This is a genomic window from Okeania sp. SIO2F4 (assembly GCF_010672385.1).
Lineage (GTDB): Bacteria > Cyanobacteriota > Cyanobacteriia > Cyanobacteriales > Microcoleaceae > Trichodesmium.
This window is the reverse complement of record NZ_JAAHGT010000256.1, coordinates 1-11,030: the sequence shown is the minus strand read 5'-3', so window position 1 is coordinate 11,030 and position 11,030 is coordinate 1. Positions and strand designations below refer to the sequence as shown.

The window sequence follows — 11,030 nt, the reverse complement described above, 5'->3', positions numbered from 1 at the left end:
ATCGTAAAGATTAACTGGGCTAGCTTGCCCATAGACATGACTTTTTATTCAACTAAAAATAGTATAGTTTCAAGGGCGATAGAACTCCGTTCCGCTTTTCGGCTGTAGCCGACATGAAACGCTCTGCGACATGAAAGGCGGAGCAAGTGCAGCAGCTATATAGCTCAGGCTGTAGAAAGGAAAATAAATATAAAAGATACGCTTAGGAGTTCTATATTGAGAAATACATTCTTCTTTTATATTCCCTGTTTCCAGAATTAATACTCCCTACTCCCTACTATCTAAATTCAATGAGATACAGTATTTTTATTTCTTCCATGTTGCCTCAAACCCAAACTCATCTACTTGAGAAATACGTTCTTCTTCTTTTATATTCCCTGTTTCCAGAATTACTACTCCCTACTCCCTACTCCCTACTCCCTAAATTAAAAATTTAACTTAATATTCGCAAAAATTTACTTGATTCAGCCATAATAATTAGTAAGACAATATATTCTAATTCTAAGAATTCAATGGGCATCTCTATAGAAGTTGACAATACAAACTTTGCTACCGAAGTCTTAAAAAATTCTCACAAAAAACCAGTTTTAGTAGACTTCTACGCTACTTGGTGTGGTCCATGTAAAATGTTAAAACCAATCTTAGAAAAATTGGTTCAAGAATATGACTTTATCCTAGCCAAAGTTGATGTCGAGCAGAGTCCAGACTTAGCTCAAACTTATGGTATAGAAGGAGTACCAGATGTAAGAGTCGTAACTCAAGGAGAAGTTAAACCAGGTTTTGTCGGAGCTCTCTCAGAACCAAAACTACGAAATTTTCTAGGGGAACTTAATCTTCACTCAGAAGTAGAAACAGATATAAAAGAATTGCAGAATCTGACAAAATCAGGTCAATTTGAACAAGCAAAAAGTCTTTTAGATCAGCTCTTTCACAAATATCCTAATAACGTTACTATAATTATAGAAGCTGCTAAGTTTTTGGTAAGCTTAAATAAATTAGAAGAAGCAAAAAAGCTGATTGAAACTATTGGGGAGCATAACCGGGAATTTTATCCTCAACTAAAGGCAGTAAAAGCATTAATTCACTTTAAAGAAGAAGCTGAAAATCCAGGCGATAGTACACTAGATAAAACTTATGCTAAAGCTTGTACTCTGACATTATCAGATAACTATGAACAAGCACTAGAATTATTTTTAGATCTAGTCAGTAAAAATCGTAAATATAAAGATGACGCTCCCCGCAAAGCAATGCTGGCAATATTTCACATCTTAGGAGATAACCATCCGACAAGCAAAGAATATCGCAATAAATTATTAAATTTGTACTAAACTAATTTATAAGTGTATGCAAAAGTTGAGGCAAAAGGTGCGGACATTACTAAATGCTGTTTGCGCAGCATTTCCACAGGAAAAACTCAATTCAGATATGACTTCTGACTTCTGACTTCTGACTTGCGCGTAGCGCCATATTAAATCCCTACTGGCAGAACCAAACCTTCTTTGGCCATAACTGCCATAGGAAAAGTCTCTTTAACTTGTTCTGCCATCCGATCCAGAAAATCATCACTATGAGTTGGTTCATGGTGAAAAATTACCACTCGCTTCACCCCAGCAGCTTTGCCAACTTTAATTGCTTCCTGCCAAGTCGAATGTCCCCAACCAACTTTTGGCGACTTGGGATTATGATACTCATCATCAGTGTACATGGCATCATAGATTAGTACATCAGCATCTCGTGCCAAACTAACCACACTTTTATCCAAACCATCAGGAAAATGTTCTGTATCAGAACAATAAACCGCACTCCGTCCATTCCATGTCACCCTATATCCCATTGCCGTATTAGGATGATTTAGAGAACCAGTCTCAATTTCAATACCATGGAGCATCATTTTTTGCCCATGCTGAAGTTCATAAAATCGCAAGTCCGCCTGCATACCTGTGAGGGGAACAGGAGAGTTATAATGTAATACTCTATCTATAAAATGCTGTTTCATTGACTCCCCTTCTGGAGGAATTGCTCCATAGATGTGAAAACAATTTCCTTTAGTAAAAGCAGGAGCGAACAATGGAAAACCTTGAATATGATCCCAATGATAATGAGTGAAAAATATATAAGCTTCTACTGGGGTTTCCTGCATTAATTCTTTTCCTAGTTCTCGCATCCCAGTACCTCCATCAAATATCAAACGCTTACCAGCTATTTGCATTTCTATGCAGGAAGTATTTCCACCATATCTAACAGTTTCTTTTCCAGGAGTCGGGACACTACCTCGCACTCCCCAGAACTTTACTACAAAATCCCCTAGATTTTCAGACAACTTCGCAGAATCAATATTATCTTGGGTAGGTACTATAGTAGAAGTTTTAGTTTCCATATAAATTTTCTTACTTTAAGGTCTTACATTGTCCATAATGACGTAATAAATGGTCACATAGCACTATAGCCACCATTGCTTCTACCATAGGCACAGCTCTAGGTAAAACACAAGGGTCATGTCTTCCTTTAGCCGCAAGAAATGTCTCCTCACCTTCACGACTAACAGTGCGTTGCTCTTTCCGAATTGTAGCAGTTGGTTTAAATGCCGCCCGCAACACAATATTTTCTCCGTTAGATATGCCACCCTGTATCCCACCAGAACGGTTGGTCACTGTGCGGATTTCACCTTGTTCATCTGTATAAAATTCATCATTATGCTCGCTACCTGTCAGAGTAGTACCTGCAAAACCAGAACCAATTTCAAATCCTTTGCTCGCTGGCAAAGACATTATACCCTTCGCTAAATCACCCTCTAGTTTATCAAATACAGGAGAACCCAAACCTTTTGGTACATTCCTAGCCACACATTCTACCACACCTCCAACAGAATCTCCTACATCCCGTATTTGTTCTACTAATTCAATCATTCTCTCAGCACATTCGTTATCTGGACAACGAACAATATTACTTTCTACTTGTTCTATAGTTACTGTTGTTGGATCGACAATCGCCTCTAAATTTTTGATCCGCTTCACATATCCCACAATTTCCACTCCAGAATATTGTTGCAAAATTTTTTTAGCGATCGCCCCTGCGGCTACTCGTCCAATTGTCTCTCTAGCTGAAGACCTACCGCCACCTTGCCAATTTCTAATACCATATTTAGCATCATAAGTTGCATCAGCATGAGATGGACGATATTTAATAGACATCTCCTGATAATCTTGGGGACGAGCATCCTTATTTCTGACCAGAATCATAATTGGCGTCCCCAAGGTTTGACCTTCAAATACCCCAGATAGTATTTCACAAGTATCAGTTTCTTTACGGGGTGTAGTAATTTTGCTTTGCCCTGGTCGCCTACGGTCTAACTCATATTGAATTTCTTTGACATCTATTTCTAGTTTTGGTGGGCAACCATCAATCACAACCCCTACTGCTCCTCCGTGGGATTCACCGAAGGTTGTTACCCGAAATAAATGTCCAAATATGTTGCCCATTAAACTCAAACTATAAAGTGTTTAACAAATCATCTTAACTGCTTTCTGTTAAAATGCTCATCTGCCTCGACCTGTTATATCAAGTCCGGATAATTAGTTATTGGAAAACTTCTGCCTTCTAACTTTAATCCTTCCCTTCTGCCCTCTGCCTTTGCTTCACAGATATGATAAGTATTTAACCGGATTCTATATTAGGGTTTTGCTCCATGATATGAAAAGCTTTAGCAAAACTCTTTTCTCATATATGGTTATTGTGCAAGAAACAGCTCTTCTTTTAGCCCAGGTTCCCCCAGAAGGCAAGAAGTAGATACCAAAATTAATAGTTAATAAAAGTACAGTCAAATATAGTAAAGATATTAGAGTCCTTTTTTCTCTGTCTCCCCATCCTCCCCACACTTCCCACCCTTTCCACTCTTCCCACCCCCTGCTTTTTTCAGCAAACCCTAGATACTGCTGCGCAAATGTCAACAATACCTCCTGCTAAAGCCAGAGGTTTGAAAATGCTGAATTTTCTTTTTTATCCCCTTAAAAGACTATGCTTTATAAACATATTTCCTAAGATAAAATTTGACAAAAAAAACAAGTTATGTATTTACCATTTTATAGATATTTCGGGAGAGTAAACCTATTTAATTAGAGGCTTTTCTCCCCCAATCTCCCCATCTCCCCATCTCCCCATCACAGCTTACCTTCTAGACCCATAAAGCCTTAATCTTCATGATCGTCAAAAGGGTCGGCCAACTCCTTTGCGGGAGGTCCAAAGGCTGTATAAACGGAAAATCCAGTAATGGCCACAACCATTACAGCTATCGAAATACTAAGAACTGTTGCAGGTTCCATATAATTCATTAAAATTATTAGTGTTATACATATACAATATTACAAAACATTAAAATTTTCTGCTGAAAATAGTAAAAATCGAAAACTATGTCACAAAGAACTGGATTAGGAGACATCCTCAAACCCTTAAACTCAGAGTATGGTAAAGTATCTCCTGGTTGGGGAACCACACTATTGATGGCCGTTTTTATAGGCTTATTTTTTGTCTTCTTGTTGATTATTTTACAAATCTACAACTCTTCCTTGTTGTTAGAGAATGTTGATGTTGACTGGGCAAGTCTAACTAAATAAATTAAATTTAGGTAGTAGGGCTAAGAAATTCAGTTAACTTAAATTTCTTTAGCCCTAGCTATCAATTTTATGCCAACTGCAAGCAAATTTTTAGGAGTAAAACAAGATGAATATATTTGGTATTGGTCTCCCAGAAATGATTGTAATTCTGGTAGTAGCTCTTTTAATATTTGGTCCGAAGAAACTGCCAGAAATTGGTCGTAGTTTAGGGCAGGCTATAAATAGTTTTAAGGCAGGAGCTAAAGAGTTTGAAAATGAATTTAAACGAGAAGCAAAACAGTTAGAAGAAGTACCTCAACCAAGTAAATATCAACCTGAATCAGAACCCAAAGAAGTCGTAAATGTTTCTTCTCCCACGGATATATCTCAGAAAAGCTAATTTTTAAAAGTAGAGAAAAAAATTACCTGAGCCAATCTAAAAGATTATTGTAGTTTTGACAGAAAATTTTTAATTCTAAGGGAATGAAAGAGGTTGAGCCAGGGAAAAAATTAGTGATTCCCAAATTAATTGTAGGTTTGGGAAATCCAGAGCCAAAATATAATCAAACTCGGCATAATATAGGATTTGCTGTAGTTGATAATCTAGCTAATATATGGCAAATTTCTTTATCAGAAAATCGTAAATTTAAAGCAGAATTTGGAGAAGGCAGAAGTACAAAAACTGAAAAAATTTACTTGTTGAAGCCCTTAACTTATATGAATAGGTCGGGACAAGCAATTCGTGCGGTGGTAGATTGGTATAAACTACCTCCTTCTTCTGTGCTGATAATATATGATGATATGGATTTACCCATGGGGCGACTACGACTACGTTTGTCAGGTTCAGCAGGTGGCCATAATGGCATGAAGTCGGCGATCGCTCATTTGGGAACTCAAGAATTTCCTCGTTTGCGAATAGGTATTGGTAAACCCAAAAATGTTACTGCTGAAAGTGGAGACCCAAAAACTATTAGTCATGTTTTAGGAAAGTTTAGCCCCACAGAAAGTAAATTGATGACTCAAATGCTGGATCTAGTTGTAGAAACAGTAGAAATTTCTCTCAAACAAGGAATTGAAAAAGCTATGAATCTCTATAACAGTAGAAATATCATCATACCAGAAGATTAATTGACCATTCAGTAAAGTATTTTTAAGGCTTTTGAGCGAGAGTTGTAGAAATGATTTTTGAGTGATTGAAAGAGTCACTTGATAACTATTGATGAGTTCTAAGAGTCTACCAGAAACTACTGCTTATGTCAGAGTAACTCGCCAGTCTTGGCAAAAAGGCACTATCGAAGGAGAGGTTAGTGCTGGTCCTTTTGGTTGGTACTTTAAATGGCGTTTTAGACAGGGAAAAACTCTCTATATTCAACCTTCTCAAGGTCGCGCCTTAATTCAAGAGCCTCTAGGTAGGTTTTTAGAAAAGTGGGATTATCAACTAGAACCTGGTGGGGATTACTCTTTTACTATTAAGGCTAAATTTTAGTAAAAGTTAAATCTTAATTTTTAACTCGACTTACTAGCAGCGGCACTCCATAGATTATGTTTTCCGTTTATGGGTTTTAGTGGGATAAAAGTTAGATTAACTATTGCGCTATAGTTTTTATTTACTATAAATGATAATTTTGCTGAAGCTGTATGTTACCAATTCTTGGTAATTATGTAAAGATTAGGTATTTATATATAGAAGGGATAAAAGTTAGATTAACTATAGCGCAATAGTTTTTAATTAAGGTTTGCTGAAAAAGTATTATGAGTGAGGGTAGAAGTTATGAAGTCAGGAGAAATAGAAATTATAGAAGAGGTAGAAGGAGCAATTTTCCCTTTATTTTTGTGTGATTTTTGTGCCCTTGTTTGGTCAAAAAGTTAGCATTTTGAGTTTTTTGGACTGAAAAGTATGTGTTCTTTTGCTGGATAGGGTTTGCTTATTGAAAGTCTTTTTGCTCTTTGTAGGAGACAGGAGACAGGAGACAGGAGGAACGGGGTATTTAGAAGAGGTAGGAGTAAGAATTGTCTCTCAATTTTTCTGCCATAATCATCTTAAGATACTAGCATGCATGAGCTTTATAAGTGCGAAAAGCTGGTACTTTTTTCAACTCTAAAACGCCAAAACCTTTAGATTTCAATACTTTTAGAATTGAAGTAGCACTCAGCTTATTCAAGGTGTATAATGGGGGATTATTTCCCCCCACGCAAAGCGCGCCACTAATTTTTTCGCTCCTCTTGTGGGGGACCGTTACCCTCGAATTGAAGAGCGCTCCAGCTAAATGCGCTCAAGCTGATAGCTAGTTAATCAGCAAGCCCTAGATAAAGGCTAAAGCCTTTATCGGTAAATGCTTTGAGAATTAATCAACCATCCCTAATTAATGTATTATGATACTTTTGCTGAAACTAGAGGTTAGCAAGAATGGGTAATTTCCTAAAATGCCTTGGTGAAGCACGGATATGATTTGATTTCTTAGAAATAGAAATAGAAATAGAGAGTAGTTCTAAATTAATAGGCACGAGAACAAGTAGTATAGATATTTATAATGACCTATATTATGCTAGCCCTTGCCTAAAATAGAAATAGATATGAGATAGAAAGGGGTAAAAGTTAGATTAACTCTAGCGCTATAGTTTTTAATTACTCTACAGAACCCATTTGGTATCTTTGATTGGGAGCGTGGAAAGAGGGGGGAGAGGGAGAAGCTTACAAAGGTAGGTTTTTGAGTTTTGATATCAAAGAAGTGTGGGGAATATGGAGAAAGGTAGAAATCAAGAACCATAAATTAATTCTTTCCCCCCACTCCCTCTTTTCTGGAGATACACCTATGGCTTCTATAGAACCCCTGAAGTTATCTATTTGTGTACTTAAATATAGGGATATGGGGGGGTGGGGAGTGTGGGGAGATGAGCTGTATTAGACATCTCCTGAAATCCCAAATCTAATCAATTATTACCCATAAATATATGAATTACTTCTCCTTATTACCTCTTTTCTAAAGATACGATTAGGGCTTCTATATGATACTTTTGCCGAAGCTAGAGATTAGTAAATTCTTGGTAATTCCGATACATTTTTGCTAACATTTGTTAACAATGCACAGCAAGCAAGACCTGCTGAGGGGGTATCTCCCAATGCCTACAAGAAAACCTGTAGAAGCTTTTAAGCACTTACGTCGCCTTGGTTATCGGCGTGCGCAGAGGTTTGAATTACTTGACCATGCTAGAGATAACTTATCAGGATAGCGGTTACATAGTGGCCTGGCGCAAGCACCACAAACTACTCTGTCTAAGCGCAATTAGAGCACAATCTATGCAACTATATCAATGTATATGAATTTATGTGAATAAATATTAGCAAATCGACAATAGTTAATCTACCCTCAAAAAGAAAGATATGAGATAGGAAAAATCTAATATAGATGAGTCTGGCCTAATATTCCCTTTTCTATGCCCAACGGCAGGCTACGCCAAAAGCATGGGTAGTATAAATTAGTGAGACTAATCTACAGTTTACAACTTTCTTCTATCCTGATTAAAAAAAATCTATGACTAAATTTGTATTCATAACTGGTGGAGTCGTATCTAGTATTGGTAAAGGAATTGTAGCAGCAAGCTTAGGCCGTTTGCTCAAATCACGGGATTATTCCGTTTCCATTCTTAAACTAGATCCTTATATTAATGTAGATCCAGGGACTATGAGTCCTTTCCAACATGGAGAAGTGTTTGTCACAGAAGATGGTGCAGAAACAGACCTAGACTTAGGTCACTATGAGAGATTTACAGATACCTCAATGTCTCGGCTCAACAGTGTTACCCAAGGTTCGATATATCAGGCAGTAATTAATAAAGAAAGACGAGGGGACTATCAAGGTGGAACTGTTCAGGTTATCCCCCATATTACTAACGAAATAAAAGAAAGAGTACACAGAGTCGCCAGAAATGCCAATCCAGATTTAGTAATTACAGAAATAGGGGGGACAGTAGGAGATATTGAATCTCAACCATTTTTAGAAGCAATTCGGCAATTTCGTAAAGATGTGGGACGAAATAACGTTTTGTATGTCCATGTGACACTGGTCCCTTGGATTGCTTCAGCAGGGGAGATGAAAACTAAGCCTACTCAACACTCCGTTAAAGAATTACGCTCCATTGGTATTCAACCAGATATTTTGGTCTGTCGATGCGATCGCCAACTTAGTAAAAGCTTAAAGGAAAAAATGTCGGAGTTCTGTGATGTACCTGTAGCATCTGTAGTTACATCTCAGGATGCTCAAAGTATCTATGAAGTACCTCTAATGTTAGAGACAGAAGGACTGGCAGTCCAAGCTCTAGAATTATTACAAATGGAGCAACGTCAACCAAATCTCGAGCAATGGCAAACTTTAGTCAATCGTCTTTACCATAAAGACAAAGAAGAAATACATACTAACCAGGGCCAATTATCTACTGCTACTACTGTAGAAATTGCCATAGTGGGTAAATATATTCAACTTAGTGATGCTTATCTATCAGTGGTAGAAGCATTACGCCATGCAGCCATCGCTGTTGGTGTGGACTTAAATCTACGTTGGGTCAATGCTGAAGAAGTGGAGGCCAATGGAGCTAAAACCTATCTAGAGGATACTAATGGAATTATTGTGCCTGGTGGGTTTGGTGTCAGGGGTATTGATGGGAAAATAGCCACAGTTCAATACGCCAGACTAAATAAAATTCCTTTTTTGGGGTTATGTTTGGGAATGCAATGTGCGGTAATTGAGTGGGCACGCAACATGGCGGAATTGGATGCTGCCCATAGTGCGGAGTTTGACCCTCAAACGCCAAATCCAGTGATTAATTTATTGCCAGAACAACAAGATGTAGTAGACTTAGGCGGTACTATGCGACTGGGACTTTATCCTTGCCGTCTTCAAGGGGACACATTGGCATTTAAAACTTATCAGCAAGAAGTAATTTATGAACGCCATAGACATCGATATGAATTTAATAATGCTTACCGGAACTTGTTCTTAGAAACAGGATATGTTGTAAGTGGAACATCTCCTGATGGTAGGCTAGTAGAAATTATTGAACTTCCTACTCATCCTTTCTTTATTGCTACTCAATTTCATCCAGAGTTTCAATCTCGACCTAGCAGTCCTCACCCTCTATTTCATCGCTTTTTTCAAGCAGCTAGTCAACAAGAAAAGTGTTATGATTTGTCTGTAAATAATGTTGAAGCTAGCCAAGAGGTAAGCATTCAGCCGTCAATTAGTAATTAGTGATTAACTAATTGTCTTGGGAGGAGGAATTAGTCTTGAGGGAGAATTAAAAATTCTGAATCAAAAGGTTATCAGTTAATCTTAGTAATATTTTTAGGTGGGAACTTCTGCTAAAATTTTGTTAAAGAAGAAATATTTTTTATTGGGTACTAACTGACAATATCAAGGGTAAATAAATAATGTCGATCGGACTTTTAGGGTAACTTGCAGGATCTGGGTAAATGCAAGAAATTAAAGCTTTGAGGGGGTCCTGTGGCCTACTGGATTAAAATAAATTATGAAAGAAGTATATACTTGATCGATCTTGACAGTATTACTGCTTTTTCTTGTCAGTCAAATAAGCTGATAACTTTTTGGCTGCCAAATAGTAGTCAGCCAATTATATTGAATAAGCAAAATTCCGAACATGACTATCACTTAGTTCTAGAATATATTAAAAAAAAGATCGAAATAGAGTATAAAATTTATAATGAATGCTGGGTAAAAATTATTTACGATCGCCATGAATGGTTGATAAATTTGAGTTGTATTACTACATTTGCTTTGGAACCTAATGGTCGGATAACTTTCTGGTTACCAGATAGTACAAAAGATATTATTATTAACCCTAATAGTGAGCCAGAAGCTTATAAAAAAGTTTCGGAATTTATCATAAAAGTAACTGGATATTCTTTACCATAAGAAAATTTGATAGTAATATACTTGATGTTAACTCTACCTAACTTAGTGATAGTTAAGCATACCCTATTTCCTATTATCTTTTTCCTAAAACCTAACCATTTAGGTGTCATCTATCAGTCTATTGAGTACCCCCAAGACTACCACCTTTCATATCGCGTAGCAAAATTGCTAATTGCCTTTATTAAAAGAATTATTATTAAGAGATTGAGATAAAACTCTCTGACTACAAATCCGTTAAAATTATCCCTATTCCCTACCCTCTAACCCTCATACTCTAATTGAATGCTGTCTGCGAAAATTACATAGGAAATGTTAACTACTAATAGCTAAAAGCTTACCCTACAACTCTCAAATCATTTATCTAAAAACTTAGTCAAAGCTAATTTAGCAGCTCCCACAATACCAGCTTGATTACCTAATTTTGCAGTTAATAATTGTAAGTTTAAATAAGAACTAAAAAGAACTCGTCGCTCAATTTCAGCCTTAGTTGCAGGGAAAAAAGTTCTGATGCAGC

At 37.0% G+C, this 11,030-nt stretch carries 11 protein-coding genes and 1 pseudogene; 8 read left to right on the top strand and 4 right to left on the bottom strand.

Going from position 1 to position 11,030, the window contains the following annotated elements:
- Positions 1 to 512: 512 nt before the first annotated feature.
- Positions 513 to 1,328: a tetratricopeptide repeat protein gene (locus F6K22_RS17320; RefSeq protein ID WP_293100244.1), complete on the top strand. Its 816-nt coding sequence runs from the start codon at positions 513 to 515 to the stop codon at positions 1,326 to 1,328.
- A gap of 140 nt (positions 1,329 to 1,468) precedes the next feature.
- Here F6K22_RS17320 and F6K22_RS17315 read toward each other — a convergent pair whose 3' ends face one another.
- The 3 genes from F6K22_RS17315 to psbN form a co-directional block, all read right to left on the bottom strand.
- The gene (locus F6K22_RS17315) at positions 1,469 to 2,377 is read right to left on the bottom strand and encodes an MBL fold metallo-hydrolase (RefSeq protein ID WP_293100242.1); all 909 of its coding nucleotides are present in this window, start codon (positions 2,375 to 2,377) and stop codon (positions 1,469 to 1,471) included.
- A gap of 10 nt (positions 2,378 to 2,387) precedes the next feature.
- Positions 2,388 to 3,479, bottom strand: a complete 1,092-nt coding sequence (gene aroC / locus F6K22_RS17310) for a chorismate synthase (RefSeq protein ID WP_293100239.1) — start codon at positions 3,477 to 3,479, stop codon at positions 2,388 to 2,390.
- A 708-nt stretch (positions 3,480 to 4,187) separates the two neighbouring features.
- Positions 4,188 to 4,319, bottom strand: a complete 132-nt coding sequence (psbN, locus tag F6K22_RS17305) for a photosystem II reaction center protein PsbN (protein ID WP_293100247.1) — start codon at positions 4,317 to 4,319, stop codon at positions 4,188 to 4,190.
- Positions 4,320 to 4,406: 87 nt separating this feature from the next.
- Here psbN and psbH point away from each other — a divergent pair, with 87 nt between their 5' ends.
- The 7 genes from psbH to F6K22_RS17270 all read left to right on the top strand — a co-directional run bounded on the left by psbH (position 4,407) and on the right by F6K22_RS17270 (position 10,516).
- A complete protein-coding gene (psbH, locus tag F6K22_RS17300; RefSeq protein WP_094672051.1) occupies positions 4,407 to 4,610 on the top strand; it encodes a photosystem II reaction center phosphoprotein PsbH in 204 nt (67 codons plus the stop codon).
- 106 nt (positions 4,611 to 4,716) lie between these two features.
- On the top strand, positions 4,717 to 4,989 hold the full coding sequence (locus F6K22_RS17295; RefSeq protein WP_293100236.1) for a TatA/E family twin arginine-targeting protein translocase: 273 nt from the start codon (positions 4,717 to 4,719) through the stop codon (positions 4,987 to 4,989).
- Positions 4,990 to 5,072: 83 nt separating this feature from the next.
- On the top strand, positions 5,073 to 5,717 hold the full coding sequence (pth, locus tag F6K22_RS17290) for an aminoacyl-tRNA hydrolase (RefSeq protein WP_293100234.1): 645 nt from the start codon (positions 5,073 to 5,075) through the stop codon (positions 5,715 to 5,717).
- A gap of 91 nt (positions 5,718 to 5,808) precedes the next feature.
- Complete coding sequence (locus F6K22_RS17285; protein WP_293100231.1) at positions 5,809 to 6,075, top strand: DUF3146 family protein; 267 nt, start codon at positions 5,809 to 5,811, stop codon at positions 6,073 to 6,075.
- Between the two features lie 1,171 nt (positions 6,076 to 7,246).
- Complete coding sequence (locus F6K22_RS17280; protein ID WP_293100228.1) at positions 7,247 to 7,495, top strand: hypothetical protein; 249 nt, start codon at positions 7,247 to 7,249, stop codon at positions 7,493 to 7,495.
- A 627-nt stretch (positions 7,496 to 8,122) separates the two neighbouring features.
- A complete protein-coding gene (locus F6K22_RS17275; protein ID WP_293100226.1) occupies positions 8,123 to 9,835 on the top strand; it encodes a CTP synthase in 1,713 nt (570 codons plus the stop codon).
- 252 nt (positions 9,836 to 10,087) lie between these two features.
- Positions 10,088 to 10,516 carry a hypothetical protein gene (locus tag F6K22_RS17270; protein ID WP_293100223.1) on the top strand — a complete coding sequence of 143 codons (429 nt, stop codon included), beginning with the start codon at positions 10,088 to 10,090 and terminating at the stop codon, positions 10,514 to 10,516.
- A gap of 353 nt (positions 10,517 to 10,869) precedes the next feature.
- On the opposite strand, the pseudogene F6K22_RS43530 reads toward F6K22_RS17270, so the two are convergent.
- A pseudogene (locus tag F6K22_RS43530) lies at positions 10,870 to 11,030 on the bottom strand (ROK family protein); the annotation flags it as partial.

What these genes read in the sequence shown, in the direction of transcription:
- psbH (WP_094672051.1), top strand. Translation starts at nt 4,407, where the DNA reads ATGTCACAAAGAACTGGATTAGGAGACATCCTCAAACCCTTAAACTCA.
- pth (WP_293100234.1), top strand. Translation starts at nt 5,073, where the DNA reads ATGAAAGAGGTTGAGCCAGGGAAAAAATTAGTGATTCCCAAATTAATT.
- F6K22_RS17295 (WP_293100236.1), top strand. Translation starts at nt 4,717, where the DNA reads ATGAATATATTTGGTATTGGTCTCCCAGAAATGATTGTAATTCTGGTA.
- F6K22_RS17285 (WP_293100231.1), top strand. Translation starts at nt 5,809, where the DNA reads ATGAGTTCTAAGAGTCTACCAGAAACTACTGCTTATGTCAGAGTAACT.
- psbN (WP_293100247.1), bottom strand. Translation starts at nt 4,319, where the DNA reads ATGGAACCTGCAACAGTTCTTAGTATTTCGATAGCTGTAATGGTTGTG.
- aroC (WP_293100239.1), bottom strand. Translation starts at nt 3,479, where the DNA reads ATGGGCAACATATTTGGACATTTATTTCGGGTAACAACCTTCGGTGAA.
- F6K22_RS17275 (WP_293100226.1), top strand. Translation starts at nt 8,123, where the DNA reads ATGACTAAATTTGTATTCATAACTGGTGGAGTCGTATCTAGTATTGGT.
- F6K22_RS17315 (WP_293100242.1), bottom strand. Translation starts at nt 2,377, where the DNA reads ATGGAAACTAAAACTTCTACTATAGTACCTACCCAAGATAATATTGAT.
- F6K22_RS17320 (WP_293100244.1), top strand. Translation starts at nt 513, where the DNA reads ATGGGCATCTCTATAGAAGTTGACAATACAAACTTTGCTACCGAAGTC.